We start from the raw sequence: 20499 nt of genomic DNA, 5'->3' as shown, positions 1-20499 counted from the left end.
GAGCGTGATCCGGACCGCGCTGCCGCTTCTGCTCGTCTCCACCGCCGTTGCGGTGGCCCCCCTGCACACCGCGGCGACCGCAGCGCCTGAGCCCGACCACTCGCTGGTGGTCAGCGGCACCGGTGTCGCGACGTACCCGGCGTTCGACCCCGACGTGGAGCGCTACGCCGCCACCACCACCCCGGAGACCGCCGGGAGCCTGACGATCACGGCCACCACCACGGACCCGGCGGGCCGGATCTGGATCGACGGGGCGCCCGACCCGGACGGGACAGCCACGGTCACCGGCCTCGAGGACGGCGACGAGGTGGCCGTCTTCATCGACGACGCGGCCGGCCGGTCGGTCCACGCGGTGGTCTACCTGCCGCACGGGTTCCCCGCGCTGTCGACGCCGGTCGCGTCGCCGGGAGCGACGCCGGGGCACGTGCTGATCACCCCCAACCGGTTCGCCAACGGCAGCGACACGTACGAGGCGGCGGTCGACGCGCGCGGCGTCCCTGTCTTCGTGCACGCCAACCGTGACTCGGCCTCCCAGGACTTCAAGCCCACCGGTTTCGGTGGCTACACCGTCTTCCGCGACGACGTCAGCGGGGACGCGGCCGGCTCCCGGTTGGTGCAGCTCGACCGGGCCTTCGAGCCGATCCGGGAGATACGCAACATCGGCCTGACCACGGACGCCCACGACGCCATCCTCCGCGAGGACGGCAGCCGGATCATGGCCGCCTACGAGCGCGACCCGGCCAACCACGACCGGCAGAACGCGGTGCTCCAGGAGGTGGACGCCGCCGGCGACGTGGTGCGTACCTGGAACTCGGCAGACCACTTCGCGCCGGTCGACCCGACGCTCACCGGAGACGCCCGGGACGCCGCGATCGCCGCCACCGACACCATGAACCCGTTCGTCACCAACCCGACGACGGGCGCGGAGACCATGCGTCTCGACTACGCCCACATCAACAGCTGGGAGCTGGTGGACGGTGACCAGAACCTGCTGCTCTCCTTCCGGCACACCAGCTCGGTGGTCAAGATCGCCTGGTCGGACGCCGAGGACCGCACCGACGGCAGGGACTTCGGCGACGTCGTCTGGCGCCTCGGCGGCAAGTTCAGCGACTTCGACTTCACGGACGACCCCTACGCCGGTCCGTGCGCCCAGCACACGGCGAGCCAGCTGGACAACGGCAACATCCTGATCTTCGACAACGGGTCGCCCTCGCCGACCAACGGCCTCTTCAACGACGCCGCGATGTGCCCGGACCCGGCCGACCCGGCCGGAGAACCCGTGGGTCGCCAGTTCACCCGGATCACCGAGTACGAGCTGAACGAACGGCTCGGGACCGCGCGGCTGGTCTGGGAGTACACGCACCCGGTCGACGGCGGTCCCGAGTGGTTCGCCCTGTTCGCCGGCGGCGTGAACCGGCTGGACAACGGCAACACCCTGATCAGCTGGGCCTCGGCGAGGAAGGCCATGGTCACCGAGGTCGAGGCTGTGACCGACGAGGTGGTGTGGCAGCTCGAGGACGACCGCAGCCACGGTCTGTCCACTCCCTACTTCAGCTACCGCGCGGTCAAGCACCAGGTCGCCGACGCCATCGACCCCACCGTCGTCCTCGAGGCCCCCGCCGACGGCGCGGTGCTCGACCTGGGCAGCACCGTTCGGGTCGCCCAGCAGTGCCGGGACCGGGGAGGCTCCTCCCTGCAGCAGTGCACCAGCACGGCGACCTCCGGCCTGCTGGACACCAGCCGATCGGGACCGTTGACGCTGCAGGTGGTCGCCGTCGACGGTGCCGGGAACCGCACGGTCGTGACTCGTGGCTACACGGTCTCCGGACCTCCGTCCGTCCCGCCGGTGACTCCGGCACCCGCGAACCCGGCACGACCGGACGCCGTTGTGCGTGCCCCTGGCGGGTCGTGGGTCGGCGACGGGCAGTACGACGGGCGCCAGCGGGTGCGGACCACGCTGCGCCGGGCGAGCACGACGGTGCGGGTGCGCCTGCAGAACGACGGCGGCACATCGACCGACCTCCGGGTCCGGGGCACATCGGGCAGCCGTGCCGTCCGGGTGCGCTACTTCGTGGGCGCGGAGGACGTCACTCGCCAGGTACGCCGGGGCCGGCTCCGGCTCGCGGAGATGGCTGCGGGCGAACAGGTCGTGCTGAAGGTGAAGGTCTCCCGACGGGAGGCAGCCCGGTCCGGTGACCGGCTGAGGATCCGGGTGCGTGCCAACGTCCCGGGTCGGCCCGACCTGGACGACGCGGTGCAGGCGGTGGTCCGGGTCCGCGGTGGTCAACGCTGACCGGCGCCCACGGTCTCCCGGGACGGGCCTTCCGGCCCACCCACGACGGGTCCTCTGGACCTGACGCGCCGGTGCTCGCCGGGCCATCGTGGGTGCATCGACGAGCCCAGGAGGTCCCGATGCCCACCGACCAGTACGTCCAGCACGACTGGCCCCCCGCCGTCTTCGCGCTCATGCTCCTGGCGATGGCGGTGTTCGTCGTCATCGGCATGGGCGTGTTCCTGATCGGTGCCAACCGCGAGCTGCGCGGCTGGACCGCGCGCCACGCGGGCCCGGACGCAGAACAGCCCGGTCGTGGCGACCGGGCTGCGTGACTTGCGCCTGTAGGGATTCGAACCCAAACCTTTTCATCCGTAGCGGCGCGTAACCTTCCTCGGGCCTGCTGCGCAACCGCTGGGGGCCGGTGCGCAGCGTCAGCGTCGTCTATCAAGGGCACTACGCGAGGTTTCGTCGACAGGCCGAAGTCGACATGACGAGATGAGGGGGAACCCGGACTCCGTCAGGCCCTCAACAGGTCGCTGAGGTAGTCGTCCTCGTCGATCGTCACGTCGTCGCGGTGGGTGGTCAGCAGCCGGTCGAGTACCGCCGGCGAGATTCCGAGAGTGCGCCCGGCGGCCGTCTTGGCCATGCCGCGGTCCAGCAGGGCCCGACCCACCGTCGCGAACCGGCGTTCGCGGGAGACCAGGTTCCGTGCCTGCTCGATCTCCACGAGCTCGCTCACGTAGGAGCGCCGCGCGCGCTGGGGGACGTCGGCGAGCATGCCCTCCAGGAGAGCAGCCTGGGCCGCGGGTCGTCGGTTGAAGCCCAAGGTGTCCCGCGTCTGGGGATCCAGTGCCTCGTAGAGAGACAGACCATCGCGATTGGCCGCGGCGTGGACCTCCTCGCGGAGCTCGGTGAGTCCCGACCGGACCGCACCGACCACGAATGGAGCAAGCTGCGGGTCGAGATCGGGGATCGAGCTGAGGACCACGGCCTCGATCTCGCCCCAGCGGTACATGTCGATGTCCAGGTCGTGACGGGCCAGCAGGTCGCCGGAGATCTCAGCCGCCTGGGCCGTCAGACCGGGCTCCACGAACACTTCCCAACGGTGGTTCACGGCGCGGCGCACGAGCGGACGGTCGCGGTCGTTCAGACCGGTCAGGTGCCGCTCCAGAATCGGCTGACGGTTGCTGAACCGGCCGTAGCCGGGATCCTCGACGACTGAGTCCACGATCGGTTCGAGCCGGGCGGCCCGCTTCCTGCTGCCCATGATCCTCTCGAGGGCTTGGGGCCACGTCTCTCCTGCGGGTCCCTTGTCTGAGTACGCCCGAACGAATGCGAAGGCCTCGACGTCCACGTGGGCCAAGTCAGAGGCGGAGTCGGAGTCCTCCCAGTTCCCGTCGACCACGTCGGTGTCGGCCTCCGGGGCCTCGTGGCGAGAACCATGGGCGAACCGATAGATGACCCCCTGATGGGCGAAGGCGGCGCCGACGTGACTGACCGCGTCGGGAGCCTCGCCAGCAGTCGCCAGGTAGAGGAGCTTGGCTCCGACCGCTGCGGCCTCACGCACGAAGCCCGCTGGGTCCTCGTCGTCGGGCCAGCTCACCGTCCCGTGCCAGAAGTCGCCGGGGAGGTCCGGCCAGATGCGCAGGCCGACCTCTGCGGCGGTGTCGCGAAGCACGTCGGTGATGTCGTTCGGTGTCGGCGGCGAGGTCATGGGCGAGTCCCTTTCACTGGTTGGCCTCCAGGAGTCGCCTCAGATGATCCGACTCGTCGATGTCCACGTCCTGGGGGTACGACGTGAGCAGGCGGTTGAGAGTGTTGGGAGTGATGCCCAGCTCGCGTGCAACCGCCGCCTTGCTGGGGAGGCGCTGCGCGAGCGCTTGAGCCACGGTGGCGTAGCGCTTTTCGCGGGACAGTCCGTACAGCTCCTCCTCCAAGCCGCGCATCTTGTAGAGCACGTGGTCGCGGAGACGGTCGAAGTGTTCGAGGGTCTCCGAGAGCTCGTCGACCGCCTCGGCGACCATCCCATCTCGGATGGCGTTGCGTGAGGCGAAGCCAAAGCGATCACGGGTCTCAGGGTCCAGCGAAGCCAACACGTCGCGCGCCGCGTCCTCAGCTCGCCGGTAGGCGCGCTGCCTGTCTTTGTCGAGCTTCTCGTCGATCCACGGCGCGACGTAGGACGCCATGCGCGGCTCGAGCTCGGGGGCTCGCTCTCTCACCCAGTCGACCACCTTCATGTCGTAGGACAAGAACGGATCGGGGGCGTGCTGAGAGACAAGGCTTTCGGCAATGGGTCGAGCACGGCGGCGAAGGGCATCGAAGACGGGCGAGAACCGTATACGGGCCTCCATGTCAACGTTCGCACGCTCGTCGGGCGTGAGGGATCCGGCGTGCCTGTCGAGCACAGCCTCCACGTCGAGGTGGTAGGGGTCGTACTCAGGATCGTCGACGATGGCCTTGACCATCGCCATCACCTCCCGCTTGGTGCGCCCCGTCGCGTCGCCCGCGGGCGTGGGCAGCTCGTCCTCCTCCTCGATCTCGACCGTGACGTCGTCGTCGTCCTCAGGATCGCCCGCAGACCTGCCGCACTCGTACCAGTGCAGGACTCCGTCCAGCGCAAACATCGCGAGACCCCAGTCCTCGATCATCTCCGAGTGAGGTTCCTCGATGTGCAGGATGCGCATCCCCAGCTCCGCGGCTGTGCCGACGAAGCCCTCGGGGTCGAGAGGCTCTGGCCACCAGACCGATGCCGCTGCGTTCTGCGCCGGCACTGCGTCGAAGATCCGCAAGCCGTGGTGGACGGCCGCTTCGCGCAGCCTACGTCGGGCGTCGTCCGGTTCGAGAGACGGTTGCATGGCCACGGACCGATCAAACCTCAGATCGAGGTGCGATGCTGCGCGTTCAGCGGATCCAGGTGGTGCGCGGGCGGCATCAGCACCTGTCGGTCAGCCGGGAGACGGCGTCGACCAGGTCTCTAGCCTCGAGCGCGGTGGGGGAGAGCTCGTAGGCGTGGTGGTGGCACGCCTCGGACAGCCGTGTCCAGGCGTACTGCGCCCGGGCGGCGAGGCCCGGCTCGTCGTCGTACGTCACCTCGAGGCAGGAGAGCTTGGCCCGGGTGCTTGCCAACGGGCCTGTGTCGACGCCGCGCTCCAGCAGCAACGTGTCGAGCGCCTCCTCCATCGCCGAGCGCGCGAGCCAGCAGGCGCGTCGGCTGCTACCAGCGTCGCCGGCGTCGAGCTGGGCCCGAGCGAGCGTCAGGAGGTCGCTCACGACCCGCCCCGTAGGTCGGCGATGAGCTTCTCCACGTCGCGTACGGCGTCGCGCGCGTCGAGGTCGGCCTTAAGGCCGGAGTGCATCGCGGCTCCGATGCTCCTCAGCGCGAACTTCCGGTAGGGAGCAGCCGCCCACTGGTCGAGCTCGTGGTGGGGGCGAGACTCGCCGAAGACCGCCAGCCCCACACGGTCCCTGGTGGTCGACACCGACGTCCAGGCGTCCTCCACGTCGTCCAGGGCCACGCCCGACTCGAGCTGCGAGCCGAAGAACCTGTCTCGGGCGACGGCCTCGACGGCAAACCTGAGCAAGCCCGGCAGCGTACGACGCATGACGGCGTCGGGCAGTCGATCCTCCTCGGTCTCCCGGATGAGCGCGAACGCGTCGCCGATGTAGCGCGCCGCGGGGTCCGTGGCGATGGTGACGCTCACGCGCGACCCCGAGCCGCGAGCCACCTCGAGGACCGTCGCGTCGACGTCGGCACGGCGTACGGCGGCGGCGAGCCGGTCGTCGTGGCTCAGCACGATCACCTGGCGGGTCTGAGCCAAGTCGGACAGCAGCTCCACCAGGCCGTCGACCTTGGCAGGGTCCATCGCCTGCACCGGGTCGTCGAGGACCACGAACCGGAAGGGCGAGGCGGCCATGGTGGCGCGCGGCAGGAAGAGCGACAGGGCAAGAGCGTGCAGCTCGCCCTGGCTCAGCACAGTGAACCCCTGCACCTGCGTGCCATCGACCGATGCGTCGATCACCACCCGGCGCTGGTTGCCCGAGCCGGTCAGGGTCAGGTTTCCGATGTCGACGTTGCTCTCCTGGCGCAGCCGCGCCCACGCGCCGCGGGCGCTCACCTCGATCGGGGCAAGCCGCTCGTTCTTGAGGCGGAGGTCGTTCTCCTTGAGCCACTGGTGGGCCGCATTCAGCTGGTCCACCAGTGGTTTGTCCGCCAGCCACGCGGTCCATGCGTCGCACCAGCCGGCGAGCTGGGAGGCGAACGGCTGCCACACGTCGTCGAGCTCGGCCACCCTCGCCTGCGCCGCTCCGCGCAGGTCACTAAGCGATGTCGCCAGTTCCGATTGCCCCGCGAGGTGGTCGGCGAGCGCCGTGGCTGTGGCCGCGTCGTGACCGGCTGGGACATCGGCCCATGCGTCCCACGCCTGCCGGGCGCACCGTACGGCGTCGTCGAGCTCGGGCACCGGCGCGCTGGAAAGGGCGACCGGCGGGGGAGCGACCAAGCGTCTCGCGGTGCTGAGCGCCACCGTCAGGTCCTGCCGCGCGCGGCGCACCTCGGAGTACTCCTTGCGCTGCTGGGAGACGAGCTCACTGCTGAGGGAGTGCCACTCGGCATCCAGCTCGCCGGTGCGGCACACCGGGCACTGCATGTCACCGTGGGTCTTGTGCACGCTCAAGGCCGTCTCGAGCAGCTCGAGTCGGGCCATCGACCTCTCGGAGACCTCGTCCTTGGCGTCGGCCAGGCCGGCGACGGCCGAACGCAGCAGGCCGACCGCTCGGTTCACCTCGTCGGCGGTAAAGGGGTCGGGCAGTGCGACGAGCCGACGCAGTGCCGCCACGGGGCCGGTCTCGACCGTTGCCGAGCCGGTGGCCAACGCGCGCAATGCGGCGACATCGGGAGCCGTCTTGCCCAACAACTTCTTGGCCGACTCGGCCCGCTCGTCGTCGATGGAGTCGACTTGGGTGGCCAGCTGGCGCCGTCGGGCGGACAGCTCGGTGCCAGGCTTCTTGCGCTCCTGCAGCTGGACGTGGATGCGCTTGAGGGCGTCGCTGAGCTGGTCAACACCCAGGATGCTGGTCAGCGCGTCGTACAGCTGGGCGCGGCCCCCCTCGAGCAGCCCTCCGAGCTCGTCGTACGACAGGATCGGGCGGAACTGCTCGAGGGCCTTGGCCCAGCCGAGCTCGCCGAGTCCGTCGGTCTGCTTCTCCCCGGCGCGCTGCGACTTGACGGTCGCGTTGTCGACTGTGCTCTCGTCGTCTACCCACGTGGCTGTCACCTTGAGCGGACCGGAGTCCTCCTCGACGAGCCCGACCTCGACCTTGGCGTGGGGGTGATGGAGGTTGCGCCACGCCTTGCGCCACTCGACCGACGACTTGTTCCAACGGTATGTGTCGCCGGTGAGCACGAACTCCAGCGCCTCGGACAGGCTCGACTTCCCCGACCCGTTGCGTCCCGCAATGATCGTGAGGCCAGGACGCGGGGTCAGCGGCACATTTACGGCCGGGCCGATGCCGCGGAATCCCTCCACGGCGAGAGAGCTCAGGAACGTTCCGCCCGGCTCGCGTGCGGTGCTCGCCTCGGCCGAGGGTCGCTCGGGTGCGGTCTTGTCATCGAGGTAGCCGCGCAGTACTCGGTCGCCCTCGAGAGCGGCGAGGATCAGAAGCCCGGTCTCGTCATCGAGCCCCGACTCCTCGAGCTGTTGGTCCACCCACCGCACCAGGTCTCCGGCCATGTCGCTGACGTTAGCCCGCAACTGCCGGCCCTTGCAGGGAATCGGTCCAGCAGGGTGCCGGGTGCAGCGGCCCGACGTTGTCACGGCGCCTGCACTGTCCGACTCGCATCGTTCGCACCCACCTGAATGATCGTTGACGCTCCTCGATCCCTGCGCTTTTATCTCTGAGGTGGCTCATTTCGGGTGGCTCGACGGGGACGACTCGCATCGCAGCGCGATGCTCGAGGTCGTCAAGCTGTTCGAGGACTCGTCCACCGTCGACGAGCTGGGGATCGGAAGTGTGCGGGACACGTTCTCCAACGCGTTCTTTCCAGGGACTTCGACGCTGCACACTCGCGCGCGCTACCTCCTCTTCATCCCTTGGTTGGTCAACGACGTGGCGCGCCACCGGTGGCCGGCTGAGAAGGCTCAGGGAGAACTTCGCCGCCGGGAGACCGAGCTCATCCACTCCCTGATCGCCGGTCAGGAGGTGCAGGGGGTGATAGGTCGCGATGCGAAGAAGTCGCTGAAGACCATGCCCAGCGCCCTCTACTGGGCCAGTCTCGAGACGCTGGGCATCAGGAGGTGGAAGACCACCATCTCCGGCTACTTCCGCAACGCGGCCCAACGGTCGTCGACGATCGACGACCCTGACGCCGACGGCACCAGCCTTGACCACCTCGGCATGACCCACCTTCCGAGGATGCCGGAGGACCTGACGACGAGCGCCACCTTCGACCTGAGTCGCGACGAAGCTGAGTTCCTCAAGACACAGATCGCCACGAGCAAGCGCGACTCGCTCTTCGCCTGGCTCGCCATCCACCATCCCGACTCCGGCGCGGGCCGACTCTGGGAGCACGAGGCGCACGACGAGTTCCCCCGGCCGATCGCCGAGCTGGTCGATGAAGCGAGACGTTTCCACTTCACCGGAACCGGCCCTGCGATCCTCTACAACCTGATCTTGGCCGAGCTTGCAGACAACGAGGAGCTGGTGGAGCAGTTCACGGGCGCCCTGTCCGCTTGGGCTGAGGACCTCGAGGTGCATGGCATCTTCGACGGTTGGGATCGACAGCAGTTCTGGACGAGGCTCCTCCACCTGAACCCAAGGATCCGACCGGCGACTCAGACCTTTCTCAACGACTGGTGGCAGTTGGCCGCCACAGATACACATGCCTCGCAGGCTGCCCGTGACCTCGTCACCATGAGGGAGCTGCGTCTCAAGCGCGGCCGGGCCCGGATCACCTACGCCGATGCCCGCTCCACGTGGGGCGTCGGCGCTGGGACCGGACCGCTTGACTTCCGCTGGTCGATCGCACGGAGCCACCTCAACGACATCGCTGATGGCTTGGAGGCATGACGTGCTCAACCCCGACGTACGACACCTGTTGACAGACGCCCTGCGCCCCCCTCACGGCTGGAGGATCGACGCCGCGATCGCGACGACATACACGCTCGACATCAACTCCCTCCTGCTCGCTCCCCTGTCGATGGCGGCCTACGACCAAGTCGACAACGGCATCGAGGGGGCCGCCCCGCACGAGCTGCTCGAGGCCATCCGGCGGTACGCCGAACGCACGGTCGTGTTCTGCCAAGCAGGCGGGATCCACGTGCCCTCGACCTACCGCAAGCTCACCGTCTTCGCAGAGGACACCGTTGTCGAGGTCGTACCCCCGCCGGGCCGGGTGTTCCATCCCAAGATCTGGGTGCTGCGGTTCACCAACATCACAGGGGAGTTCACGCACCGTTTCGTCTGCCTGAGCCGCAACCTCACCGGTGACCGCTGCTGGGACACCGTGCTCTCGACGGACGAGGACCCTAGCGCCACCCACCAGATGTCGGCCGAACCCGCAGCGTCCTTCCTCGAGGAGCTCGTGGACCTCAGCGTGCGTGATGTCCCGCTGGCACGGGCAGCGCTCGTGCGCCATGTGGCCGGGACCCTTCGAGATCGGAGGTTCGCGGTGCCTTCGCCGTTCACCGAGGGCACGCTGCTGCCTTTCGGCACGCCCGGCGGCGCCGCCTGGCCGCTGCCGGTGCGAGCCGACACGAGTGCGGTGATCTCGCCCTTCCTGGATGTGACGACCGTGCGCAAGCTGCCCGCCGGCACGACCATCGTGTCGAGACCGGACACCTTCGATCGTCTCGGCGCTGACGCCCTGGCCGGCTTCGACACGCGGGTGCTCCAACCGCACGCGGATGCGCCTCCAGATGACCTCGATGGCGACGAAGAATCCGAAGATGGCGACACCCGTGCCTGGGAGGTCAAGACAGGTCTGCACGCCAAGGTGTTCGCTTGGGACGTCGCGCGAGAGGCCACGCTGCTCACGGGGTCCGCCAACGCGACATCCGCGGCGTTCGGCGGCAACATCGAGTTCGGGGTCCTGCTCACAGGGCCGACCTCGAGTTGCGGCGCCGCCGCCATCCTCAAGGACGACGACAAGCAGACCGGATTCACCCGCCTGCTGCAGCCCTATCAAGCCTCGGCCGATCCCCAGCCCGACCTCACGTTCGATCTCGAGCGTGAGATTGAGGAGTTCCACGTCGCCCTGGCGGGGGCTCGTCCGAGCCTCACCGTTTCGAGCACCGGCGAGGAGTACGACGCGCGACTGGAGCTCGAGTCGCGGCCTGTCGATCCCGGCCAGACCTGGGTACGCCCGATCACCTTGAAGCCCCAGCTCGACCGCTCACTGGACAGCTCGACCTCCTGGCGTGGTCTCGCGCATGCAGACATCACGCCATTCGTCGCGGTGCGCACCCGGGTCGAGCGGGACGGAGTGGTGGTCGAGAAGTCCAGCGCACTCCGCGTCGACCTCATCGGTGCGCCCGAGGACCGCGCAAGGCGGGTGCTGCGCGAGCTCCTCTCCCGGGTCGAGGACATCCTGCGCTACCTCGCGCTGCTCCTGAAGGATCCCGGGATCGATGACATCACGTCCGCTCTCCTGGACGCGACAAACGACGAGCCTGCCGGTGACCACAGGTGGGGTGGCAGCTGGGTCGACGACTTGATCCTGCTGGAGCCGCTCGTGAGGGCAGCAGCACGCGACGACGACTCGATCGACCGCGTGAAGTCCTTGATGGACGACCTGCGAGACGCCGACGGCGCGCTGCCGGATCTCGGTGAGGACTTTGAGGCCCTGTGGCACGTCGTCGTGGCGGCCAAGGAGGCACCATGAGCAAGAAGCAGGTGCGGCGGCCGGACGCCGAGGCCGAGCTCCAGGGACTGAAAGACTTCCAGCGAGCGACGGTCGACTACATCGATGACCGCCTGTGGGGCGACGACCCGGTCCGGCGTTTCCTCGTCGCTGACGAGGTCGGATTGGGCAAGACGCTGATCGCTCGAGGAGTCATCGCGAAGTCCATCGAGCACCTGTGGGACAAGGTGGATCGCATCGACGTGGTCTACATCTGCAGCAACGCCCAGATCGCCAGGCAGAACCTGGCGAGGCTCCGTGTCGGCGCAGAGCTCGAGGGTGACGAATCCGGCGCCACCGACGAGTTCGCCGACCGGCTCACCCTGCTGGCCCAGAAGATCGACCAGCTGAAGGGGCGGAAGCTCAACTTCGTCTCGTTCAGCCCGGGCACCTCCTTCAACGTCAGCGAGAGCGGCGGCACGGCCCGCGAACGGGTATTGCTCTACTGGATGCTGCGAAGCGAGTTGCCCGAGCTCAAGGGCCGACACTGGTTGCGCTTCTTCCGCGGCGCCACGCAGCTGAAGAACTTCGAGCGCCAGGTCAACGAGTTCGACCGCTCCACGATCCCGGTCGAGACCAGTCGAGCGCTCGTCGCGCAGCTGCGCACGGATCCCGGTCGTGGCGACCACGACAGCGCGCTGGACGAGATCTTCGCGACCGCCGAGGAGTTCAAGTACAAGAACGACGGCTGGTGGCCGGAGGGACCTCTCAGCCGCCGAAGGTATGCCCTCGTCGGCGCCATGCGGCAGATGATGGCTCGCGCGGCAGTCCACGCGCTGGAGCCCGACATCATCGTTCTCGACGAGTTCCAGAGGTTCACGTCGTTGCTCCATGACGACAACCCCGGTGCGGAGCTCGCCCGCGCACTCTTCGACCACGGTGAGGCCAAGCTGCTGCTGCTCTCCGCGACGCCGTTCAAGATGTACACGTTGCCCGACGAGGCGGAAGGTGAGGACCACTACGACAACTTCGTGCAGACGATCAACTTCCTCGCCGGGCCGGAGCGAGCAGAACGGGTGAAACACTCCTTGGCTGACCTCCGGCGGGGCTTGATGAGCGGCGAACGTGAGCAGGCTGCCGCGGCACGTGATGTCGTACAAGCAGAGCTGCGGCGCGTGATGGTGCGCACCGAGCGGCTCGCGTCCACACCCGACCGCGACGGCATGGTGGTCGAGAAGGAGCTCGACGGCCTGGCTCTCGCCCCGCAGGACGTCTCGGACTACCGCTTCCTCAGCAAGGTCGCGAAGGCGCTCCGACAACAAGACATGCTGGAGTACTGGCGCAGCTCGCCCTACGTCCTGGAGCTGATGGACGGCTACGTAGTCAAGAAGGAGCTCGAGAGCGCGGGCGCCCAGAGCGCTGAGGTCAAGCAGGCGATCCGCCAGAGCCCCCGGTCCCTCACCAAGCGGACGGTGAACAGATACGAAGAGCTCGAGCCCGGAAATCCGAAGATGCGTGCGCTGACGCACGACGTCCTCGATCGCGGTGCTCATCGGCTGGCGTGGATCCCACCGTCGATGCCCTACTACGAGACCACGGGCGCCTACGCAGACCCCGAGCTTCGCGACTTCACCAAGCGTCTGGTCTTCTCGGCATGGAACGTCGTCCCGAAGGCCATCTCCAGCGTCCTGAGCTATGAGGCCGAACGTCGCCTGCGAGAGCTCAGCGGAACGACAGACCGTGCGTACGACGCCACTCGACAGCGTGGCTTGTTGGCCTTCAACCGGTCTGACGGGCGGCTGTCCGGCATGCCCGTTCTCGCCATGATCTACCCGTGCGCGGCGCTGGCGGCAGCCGGCGATCCCCTGTACGTCGCGCGCCGCCTGAGGGCGCCGCTCCCGCTGCCTCGGGAGACGATGGTGGCGGAGATCCGCAACGAGATCGAGCGGCACTTGGAAGCGCTGCCGGCTGGACCTGAGTCCGGGCCGGCGGATGACTCCTGGTACTGGGCGGCTCCCGTGCTTCTCGACCAGATCACGATGGACCTCGCGCCGAGCGAGGCGGTCACGTTCGACTACGGGGAGGAGTGGGGGGAGGGGGACAACGAGTCCCGATTCCAGGAGCACCTGAGTCGTGCTGCCGCTGTGAGTGCCGAGGAGCTCGGCCGCCGCCCCGACGACCTCGCGGACGTCCTGACCAACATGGCCTTGGGTGGCTTTGGCGTCTCGGCACTGCGCGCGCTCAGTCGCGTCGCGGGGGGCGACGAATACCTGCGCGATCCCAAGGTCCGTAACGAGGCGTCCACCATCTCCTGGGCACTGCGAAACCACGCCAACCAGCCCGAGATGATGGCGCTGATCCGCGGCGCCTCCGAGGACACCGCGTACTGGAAGGACGTGCTGACCTACAGCGTCGACGCGGGCCTCACATCGGTTCTTGATGAGTACGCTCACGTCCTGAACGAGAGCCTCGGGGTGAACCTGAAGGACGCCGTGACCAAGTCAAAGGCGATCGCGACTGAGATGAGCGCCGCGCTCGGGATGCGCGCCAGCGTCAACAAGGTGACCGACCTGTCGTTGAACCGGAGCGGCGATCTGCACCTCGACACCTTCACGCTCCGCAACCACTTCGCCGTCCGGTTCGGTCGCGGCGTCACCGAGGACCAGGCTGTCGCGCGTGAAGGTCAGGTTCGTCAGTCCTTCAATTCGCCCTTCTGGCCCTTCGTGCTGTCGTCCACGTCCGTTGGCCAGGAGGGTCTGGACTTCCACCAGTACAGCCACGCAATCGTGCACTGGAACCTCCCCAGCAACCCCGTCGACCTCGAACAACGTGAAGGACGGGTGCACCGCTACAAGGGCCATGCCGTGCGTCGAAACGTGGCGCTAAAGTACGGCGCCCGACAGGAAGTGCTAGACGCGAAGGATCCGTGGCAGGCAGCTTTCGAGCTGGCCGACGCGGACAGGCCGGCAGGCCAGTCGATGGTTTATCCGTACTGGGTGTTCCCCCTCGATGGTGGACACCGGATCGAGAGGTACGTGCCAGCGCTGCCGCTCAGCAAGGAGGCGCACTCATACCGGCGGCTCATGCGAACCGTGGGGGCCTATCGACTGGTCATCGGGCAGCCGCGCCAGGAGGACTTATTGCGATATCTGGGGGACGACGCAGAGCAGCTCTCTGACCTGCTCATCGATCTTTCGCCTCGAGCCTGAGGCTCTTGAACCTCTCGACCACCTGAGGCGCCAGGTCCGCCGATGCGTTCATGCCAAACCCCTCCTGAATGGGGTCCCTATCGAATGACGCCAGTCCTTTGTGCACGTCGAAGGCGGCCCAGCCGTCGAAAGCGATCCTCCGACCGTGATCGAACTCGCCCCTGACCAGCAGCAGGTCCAGCGTTTTCGTGGGGGCTTGCTTGCGGAACCAGTCCCCGACGATCTGGATCGCCTCGTCAGGGGTGATTCCATCCTTGAGGCCGCCGTGCGAGCTTGCAAGGTGGACCGCCGTGACCCGGGAGCGCGCCAAGCGGCCCAAGAACCATTGCGCCCCAACGGGCAGGCGCCTTGCCGACGGGTACTTCAAAGCGCTTGCCAAGCTGCCAATGGCCCACGCGTCCATGATGAACACCTGAGTCGGCTGTCGCGCCAAAAGGTCGAACCGATCACGCCACACCTGCTCCCGCACGTCCCCCGGCTTCACGCTGCTCTCCCACAGTTCGTACACCCTGTTGACAGCGGCTGCATGGAGGAGGTCCCGAAGAGCCGTCTGCTCCGGCGTCGCGTCAGGCGCGAGCTCTGCCCAGTACTCCGCTAGATCGTCATCGAGCACGAGAAGGTCCGCGACGTCCCGCCATGTCTCGAGGTCGTCCTCGTCCTCGAGCTGTTCCAGCACGGTCGGAGCACGATCTGGGAAGGCCAGAAGTCGATGACTCAGGAGGAGTTGGATGATCTGGCGCACCTCGGGCGCTGCCCCTGCGAAGCTGCGCATCAAGTCCGCGACCGTGCTGGGTGAGTCAGCAACGAGCAGGCATCTCTCCCGGAGGAACCGGACCATCATGGGGCTCGTCCGTGCCGCTGGCGTAAGCCGGCGGCCCGCTGCCGGGTCGATCGCTACGCGCAGGAGCACCCTAGCCTCCCTGCTGGGGATCAAAGATGGCGACGAGGTCGTCCATACGGTTGTCGAAGAAGCCACCCGGCCACTGATAGTCGAGTTGTCCGCTCTGGAGGATCCCCACTGGGCGGATCTCAGATGCCGACCCTTCCCGAAGCACGTGAAGCACCCGAACGCCATCCGCCGCGATGCGCCCTTCGGCGATCCGCCGCTGCAACCTCAGGAGGAGCGGCTCGCTGTGCGTCTCGACGATGACAACATTGCCGTAGTCCTGGTTGCTGGTGACGAACAGATCGCCGAGAACTGACTGCAATCGGGGGTGCACATGGGCCTCAGGCTCCTCGATCAAAAGGGTCTTCTCACGGCTTGTCAACAGCTCGACGATGATGGGCAGTAGCTGACTAACTCCGAAACCAACATCTCGCAGCTGCACCTTCTCGCCCGCGGCACCGTCGCGGATCAGGCTCAGTTCGAATTGCTCGTCGCCGTCGTCATCGCCGTACTTGTCGATGGTGACGGTGTAGGGAATCTCAAATCGATGCAACCACTCGTTGACTTCGAGCTGCAGGTCCCCTTCATCCTCGAAGAGGTCGGACAGGTAGGCAGCGTGATCCTCAGCCCAGCTGAGCGAGATGTCGCGTGGAGGTACCGGACGCGCAGGCGGGAGGAACTCGACCGAGTCGAACAGCTCAGTGCCCCCCTCAAGCATGGCCGCGAGCAGCTCGGCGGCCTCAGGATTCGGAGGAAGCCCGTCGCGTCCTTCAAGCCACTCGTCCGGGTCCGGAAAGCCGTCCGAATCGCTTCCGATGGAGATGTAGGAACCCTCATCGGTGGGCGCCGTCCCCTGCGGAAGCCACTTGCCGACCCACCCGTCGTCCTCCGTACTCCGGCGCAAGACCACCGAACCCTCTGGGGAGAAGAACAGCACGACGCGAATTGGCTCCGTGGTGGTGAGCGCGTTGTCCTCGGCGGCAGCGGCGAGACCGACCGTCCAACTGTCGCCCGTCTCGTCGTCCAGCCAAGTCGCGGATAGAACCATCTGTCGTCCGAGGTCATGGCGGTGAATGACGTGCTCGAGCCATCCATACCGCTCCAGCTGGATATCTCCTGCCCCCCAAGAGTCCTTCAAGACCCTGAGCGCCTGGAACAGTGCGGACTTGCCGCTCGAGTTCTCTCCGTACACGAGCGTGACTCCGCCGAAGGCTACGGTGACGTCCTCGAACGACTTCCAATTCTTCAGTACGAGAGCACCTACTCGATAGGGCTTTCGTGCCTGATACGCGATCGAGACGTCCAGTAGCGACCAGTTCGGAGGGATCGCACCGTCGTTCTGGAAGAGGTCGCTGCGCCTGTAGAGCACCGAGTTGATGACGGTCTTGTCCACCGCGTGGCCCGCTCGCCGCGCAAGCCGGGTCAATGAACGAGCGTTCAGCATTGACTCGTTGCCCAACGAGGTACGCAAGAAGTCAACGAGTTCATCCTGGGATGTCGAACTCACGCGTCGCCTGTCTCAAACTCATTGACGATCTCGATGTCGAGACCGAGTGACTGGGCGATGCGGTCGAGGAACTTGGTAGAGGTGAGAAACCACTCGGCACCGGCCCGCCGGGTGCGCGTGCCGCTGTGGTCGGCTGCGTTCAACCACGCGTGGAACTGCTTCTCGACGGACGCCGACTCGGCAGCCTCGTAGATCCGAAGCAGGATCGGCTCCTCAGGGAGAGCAGTGAGGCGACCCGCTGAACCCGCGCGGTAGTACACGTCGCGCGCAGAGTGGCCCACCTTGAGCAGCGTCTTGCCTGTCTCCTCGTCCACACGGTGCTTGAGGTAGTGCGGCAGCGTGTAGACGTAGACGCCCGGGGTGTTGGAGTTCTCGGCGGCTTTCGACTTCGCCACCGCCTTGTCGACCTCGACGGCCTGCGCATCAGGGTCTTCCGCCCGGCTCTGCAGTGTGGCCTCGAACTTGGTGATGTCGTCGCGCAGCTCTGGGCTGAGGTCCAGCGTCTTGAGCCAGCGCCTGAGCTTCGCCGCGACGCTGCGCGCCGCCCACGGACTCGCAGGCACCTCCCCGCTCAAGAGTGCATCGATCTGGAGGCGGTAGTTGTACACGAAGGCCACGCCTTGGTTGTCCTCTGCCGCCGCGATGTCGGCAGGACTCATGCCTTCGAGGTCGTAGCGATAGATGCGACCGGTGAGCGAATCGTCCGCGGCGAGGATCGCCTCCACCGCAGCACGCCGGTCGTACGCCTCAGTAGTCGGGTGAACGGCGGGCGCCTCGCCGACGTGCTCGGGATCGGATGCCAGTTCGTCGCTCATCGCTTGGTCCCGTGCTCGTCATCGTGATCCATGCCATCCTCGATCTCGTCCAGGGCGGCGCCCAAGACCTCGTCGGTGGCAGCAGATTCGTCTTCGGCCGTCCAGGTCGCTGGATCGATTCCGTACTTCACGGACAGGAACCTCAGTCGATAGGCATCGCGCGCACTCCGGTAGGCGCTGTCGGCCATCTGCGCTGACAGGCCCGCGTTGATCAGCACGCCGGCGATGGGGACCGCTTGTGCGAGCTTTCGCTTCACCAGCTTTTCGCCGAGAGCTGCGAACACGCGGTCGATGACTCTCACCAGCGCGAACCTGTTGAGCTCGGCCCACGTGGGCTGCCGCATCATCACGCCAGTGAGCCGACGCAGCTGAGCGAGAGCCGCGGCCTTCTCTGCGGCTGTTGCCGCAGCACCAAGCGACATCACACCCAGTGCAAACGCCTCCTCCTCGGGGAGCCGTACGTCGTAGCCGTACTCCGCGGCAACCTGACCGATGATCCTGCCCATCAACGCCATCGACGTCACGGAGTCGGCAGCCATCGCAGCAGCGGCGGCGGCGAGCGTCACCCCACCACTCACCGTGGCGGACACCTGCGCGCCGGTGACGACGAGCGCGCTTCCGCCGCCTTCGACGAGGGCGAGGGTCGCGAATGCGGTGCGGAAGCCTGGCAGTGACCGATCGAGACGCTGTAGGTCGATCTGCAGCAACTCGCGTTGTTCCCCGACTCCGTGTCGCGCAAGCACCTTCGATGCGTTCACGCTCCGGAGCGCCGGGTCGAACGTGACCGCTTTCATCCCGGCCATTGCCTGCATGACCTGGCTCTCCAGCTCGTCATGCGCAGGAACCCTGTCCCAGGCGCCGCTCGCGACGCGCTTGACTGGCGCAGACAAGGTCCTTGCGGTGGTCCGCATGCGGTTGTCGCGGCGTCGGTTGAGCCTCCGCAGTGTCTCTTTCCACGCCTCCCGTTCGTACGGCGACATGGCCGCGTAAGTGTCGACCTCGATCACGCTCATGAAGGGTTCTGGTCCTCTCGGATGGCCAGGGCGGGAAGATTGTCGACGACCTTCATCGTCTCCAGGCTCACTGTGACGATGCGGGCGAGCAGGTCGATGATGTAGCGGGGGTCCGACACTTCCCTGGACCAGTCGTTGGGGTCGTTGACGATGCCGGAGGCCTTATCGGTCTTGACCTGGTACCGGTCAAGGATCCACTCGATCGCCGAGCGGGAGCCGAGCATGTAGCGGTACGCCCCCTCGGGGATGCCGCCTAGCTCGATGTGGGAGTTGTAGATGACGCGCGTCTTGTCGGCGACGAGCTTCTTGGTCTCGGGGTCGCGGACCTTGGGGAACGCCATCTTCTGCACCCGGAAGAAGTCGTACCTCTCATCGCTGGTCGAGCTCGTCGAAACCGGCTCAACGTCCAAGCCGTCGAGGGGGTACGGCGTCACCGTCTCGTAGCCCAGGTGCAGCTCGGACAGCTTGCGGCCGGCCTCGACGAACGGCCACGGGTCCTCGACCAGCGGGATGCGGGGCAACATCTTCTTCAGGTCCGCGGCGTAGGTCTCGCGGTACTCCGGCGAGTGGAGGAGGCCATAGACGTAGAAGAAGATGTCGTCCTTGGTGACCTTCTCTCCGTACGCCGATGCGAAGTGGCGCAGCGCCTGGTCGGTGATGTTATCGGTCAGCCCAGTCTCCTCGCCGAGGTCAAGGCTCTCCGCGTCATGGGTCGTGTAGGTCCATCGCGGCAGGACCGCGCCGCCGCTGCCAGCGCCTGTGAAATGCAGATTCGGCACGTCACCCGCCATAAGTGGCGTGAACGGCACCGCGCTACTCATGCCGACCACATATATGACCTGATTCGTGCGACTCGGTCCAAAGAGACGCGCGTTAGCTCCGGTCCGGCTGTTCCAGAGAGGGTCGAAGTACAGGTGCTGCTTGAAGAACGGCCGGTAGTCACTCACGATCACACGGTCCGATGCGACCAGTGCCGGCTTTCCGCGGCGCACTGCCTGAAGCAGATTGCTTGACCAACTGATCTGGGCGGAATCCCTGTTTACGAAGCGAATCATCCCTTGGTCTGACGTATCCGCCTGCGGCGCCGCCGCCCAGCGGTCGACCTCACTGTTGAACACCCGAGAGCACCTGCGCATCGAGTCCATCAGCGCGCTGGAGCTAGAGCCGTAGACCCAAGCATCCCGGCCCGTATTGACACCGTGAGTAACGACGCTGAAGGTGCTGTCGACCGGAATGAAGGTCTCGAAGTCGTCGCGACGCTGGTTGAGCCAGTCACCGTGCGCATTGGGCGTGATCTTGACCGAGTGGGGTTCGAGCCCACCAACTGACCCAGCCCCCGCAACCTTGTTGAGCTTCTGCTCACGACTGAGGCAGTCGCCGATATCTGTGTAGTGGATGGTGGCAGGATCGGCGGTCGAGTGCGGCTTCTTGACGAGGACCGTGATGGCGACGGTGGCGCGGCTTCCGGCATCGAAGACCGTGCCACCTTCCTTTCTTCGCTGCTCGCCTGCCGTGCGGGCATTGCCGCGGAGATTGTAGACGTGGATCGAGTCGAACTCCTCGGCCAGCGTCTTCCGCATACCATCGGCAGTGTTGCTGTCGAGGAAGCCACCGTTGGTGACGAACGCGATAACGCCGCGGTCCTTGATCCGCAGCGTCGCCCACTTGATGGCACGGATATAGGAGTCGTAGAGCTTGTTCTTCAGCTGTGCGGTCGAACGCTCGGCGTATGTGATCCGGATAGCGTCATCCAGGCCCGGGTACCTCTCGTTCGCGTTGTTGTCGTTCGCACTGTCCTGCCCTGACGAGTAGGGCGGGTTCCCAACGATCACCGTGATCGGCAACTTCTTGAGCCGCTCCAGACGCTCGTTGTTCTCCGGGAACACGTCGAGGTCCTGCCGGTCGTCGTCCTCCCACGACTGGAACGTGTCGGTGAGGATGAGCCCCGGGAACTCGAC

14 protein-coding genes are annotated in these 20499 nt (G+C 66.8%); 5 read left to right on the top strand and 9 right to left on the bottom strand.

What is annotated here, in order from left to right:
• The first annotated feature begins 4 nt into the window (after window positions 1–4).
• Together IEZ24_RS18265 and IEZ24_RS18260 are read left to right on the top strand one after the other, a co-directional pair.
• A complete protein-coding gene (locus tag IEZ24_RS18265; RefSeq protein WP_165356151.1) occupies window positions 5–2293 on the top strand; it encodes an aryl-sulfate sulfotransferase in 2289 nt (762 codons plus the stop codon).
• Between the two features lie 119 nt (window positions 2294–2412).
• A complete protein-coding gene (locus IEZ24_RS18260; protein WP_129456264.1) occupies window positions 2413–2607 on the top strand; it encodes a hypothetical protein in 195 nt (64 codons plus the stop codon).
• Window positions 2608–2792: 185 nt separating this feature from the next.
• Here IEZ24_RS18260 and IEZ24_RS18255 read toward each other — a convergent pair whose 3' ends face one another.
• The 4 genes from IEZ24_RS18255 to IEZ24_RS18240 all read right to left on the bottom strand — a co-directional run bounded on the left by IEZ24_RS18255 (window position 2793) and on the right by IEZ24_RS18240 (window position 8004).
• Complete coding sequence (locus IEZ24_RS18255) at window positions 2793–3989, bottom strand: hypothetical protein (RefSeq protein ID WP_129456265.1); 1197 nt, start codon at window positions 3987–3989, stop codon at window positions 2793–2795.
• 13 nt (window positions 3990–4002) lie between these two features.
• Window positions 4003–5136, bottom strand: a complete 1134-nt coding sequence (locus tag IEZ24_RS18250; RefSeq protein ID WP_129456266.1) for a hypothetical protein — start codon at window positions 5134–5136, stop codon at window positions 4003–4005.
• Between the two features lie 70 nt (window positions 5137–5206).
• Complete coding sequence (locus IEZ24_RS18245) at window positions 5207–5545, bottom strand: hypothetical protein (protein WP_207206888.1); 339 nt, start codon at window positions 5543–5545, stop codon at window positions 5207–5209.
• Window positions 5542–8004, bottom strand: a complete 2463-nt coding sequence (locus IEZ24_RS18240) for an AAA family ATPase (protein ID WP_129456267.1) — start codon at window positions 8002–8004, stop codon at window positions 5542–5544. Before IEZ24_RS18240 ends, IEZ24_RS18245 begins: the two co-directional genes overlap by 4 nt.
• A 169-nt stretch (window positions 8005–8173) precedes the next feature.
• Here IEZ24_RS18240 and IEZ24_RS18235 point away from each other — a divergent pair, with 169 nt between their 5' ends.
• Genes IEZ24_RS18235 through IEZ24_RS18225 form a run of 3 tightly spaced genes read left to right on the top strand, consistent with a single transcriptional unit; the run spans window position 8174 to window position 14320 of the window.
• Window positions 8174–9340: a DUF6361 family protein gene (locus IEZ24_RS18235; RefSeq protein WP_275938093.1), complete on the top strand. Its 1167-nt coding sequence runs from the start codon at window positions 8174–8176 to the stop codon at window positions 9338–9340.
• A 1-nt stretch (window position 9341) separates the two neighbouring features.
• On the top strand, window positions 9342–11153 hold the full coding sequence (locus IEZ24_RS18230; RefSeq protein ID WP_129456269.1) for a phospholipase D family protein: 1812 nt from the start codon (window positions 9342–9344) through the stop codon (window positions 11151–11153).
• Window positions 11150–14320, top strand: a complete 3171-nt coding sequence (locus tag IEZ24_RS18225) for a C-terminal helicase domain-containing protein (RefSeq protein WP_129456270.1) — start codon at window positions 11150–11152, stop codon at window positions 14318–14320. The genes IEZ24_RS18230 and IEZ24_RS18225 overlap by 4 nt, the downstream gene beginning before the upstream one ends.
• Here IEZ24_RS18225 and IEZ24_RS18220 read toward each other — a convergent pair.
• The 5 genes from IEZ24_RS18220 to IEZ24_RS21825 all read right to left on the bottom strand — a co-directional run bounded on the left by IEZ24_RS18220 (window position 14295) and on the right by IEZ24_RS21825 (window position 20121).
• Window positions 14295–15158: a hypothetical protein gene (locus IEZ24_RS18220; RefSeq protein WP_129456271.1), complete on the bottom strand. Its 864-nt coding sequence runs from the start codon at window positions 15156–15158 to the stop codon at window positions 14295–14297. The genes IEZ24_RS18225 and IEZ24_RS18220 overlap by 26 nt on opposite strands.
• Before the next feature lie 73 nt (window positions 15159–15231).
• Window positions 15232–16599 (bottom strand): AAA family ATPase, encoded by a 1368-nt coding sequence (locus IEZ24_RS18215; protein ID WP_165356153.1) that lies wholly within the window; start codon window positions 16597–16599, stop codon window positions 15232–15234.
• Between the two features lie 110 nt (window positions 16600–16709).
• A complete protein-coding gene (locus IEZ24_RS18210; protein WP_129456273.1) occupies window positions 16710–17528 on the bottom strand; it encodes a GIY-YIG nuclease family protein in 819 nt (272 codons plus the stop codon).
• Window positions 17525–18541, bottom strand: coding sequence for an EcsC family protein (locus IEZ24_RS18205; protein WP_129456274.1), 1017 nt, complete (start codon window positions 18539–18541; stop codon window positions 17525–17527). The genes IEZ24_RS18210 and IEZ24_RS18205 overlap by 4 nt, the downstream gene beginning before the upstream one ends.
• A complete protein-coding gene (locus IEZ24_RS21825) occupies window positions 18538–20121 on the bottom strand; it encodes a type ISP restriction/modification enzyme (protein ID WP_224745538.1) in 1584 nt (527 codons plus the stop codon). The genes IEZ24_RS18205 and IEZ24_RS21825 overlap by 4 nt, the downstream gene beginning before the upstream one ends.
• Between the last annotated feature and the right edge of the window lie 378 nt (window positions 20122–20499).

It is taken from the genome of Nocardioides ganghwensis (assembly GCF_014779655.1).
Taxonomy (GTDB): domain Bacteria; phylum Actinomycetota; class Actinomycetes; order Propionibacteriales; family Nocardioidaceae; genus Nocardioides; species Nocardioides ganghwensis.
Note: the sequence above shows the minus strand (reverse complement) of the source record. Positions and strands in the feature narration are given on the sequence as shown.

Excerpts from the sequence above, each read along its gene's own strand:
- IEZ24_RS18260 (WP_129456264.1), top strand. The coding sequence starts at position 2,413 with ATGCCCACCGACCAGTACGTCCAGCACGACTGGCCCCCCGCCGTCTTC.
- IEZ24_RS18255 (WP_129456265.1), bottom strand. The coding sequence starts at position 3,989 with ATGACCTCGCCGCCGACACCGAACGACATCACCGACGTGCTTCGCGAC.
- IEZ24_RS18240 (WP_129456267.1), bottom strand. The coding sequence starts at position 8,004 with ATGGCCGGAGACCTGGTGCGGTGGGTGGACCAACAGCTCGAGGAGTCG.
- IEZ24_RS18225 (WP_129456270.1), top strand. The coding sequence starts at position 11,150 with ATGAGCAAGAAGCAGGTGCGGCGGCCGGACGCCGAGGCCGAGCTCCAG.
- IEZ24_RS18220 (WP_129456271.1), bottom strand. The coding sequence starts at position 15,158 with ATGGTCCGGTTCCTCCGGGAGAGATGCCTGCTCGTTGCTGACTCACCC.
- IEZ24_RS18210 (WP_129456273.1), bottom strand. The coding sequence starts at position 17,528 with ATGAGCGACGAACTGGCATCCGATCCCGAGCACGTCGGCGAGGCGCCC.
- IEZ24_RS18205 (WP_129456274.1), bottom strand. The coding sequence starts at position 18,541 with ATGAGCGTGATCGAGGTCGACACTTACGCGGCCATGTCGCCGTACGAA.
- IEZ24_RS21825 (WP_224745538.1), bottom strand. The coding sequence starts at position 20,121 with ATGCGGAAGACGCTGGCCGAGGAGTTCGACTCGATCCACGTCTACAAT.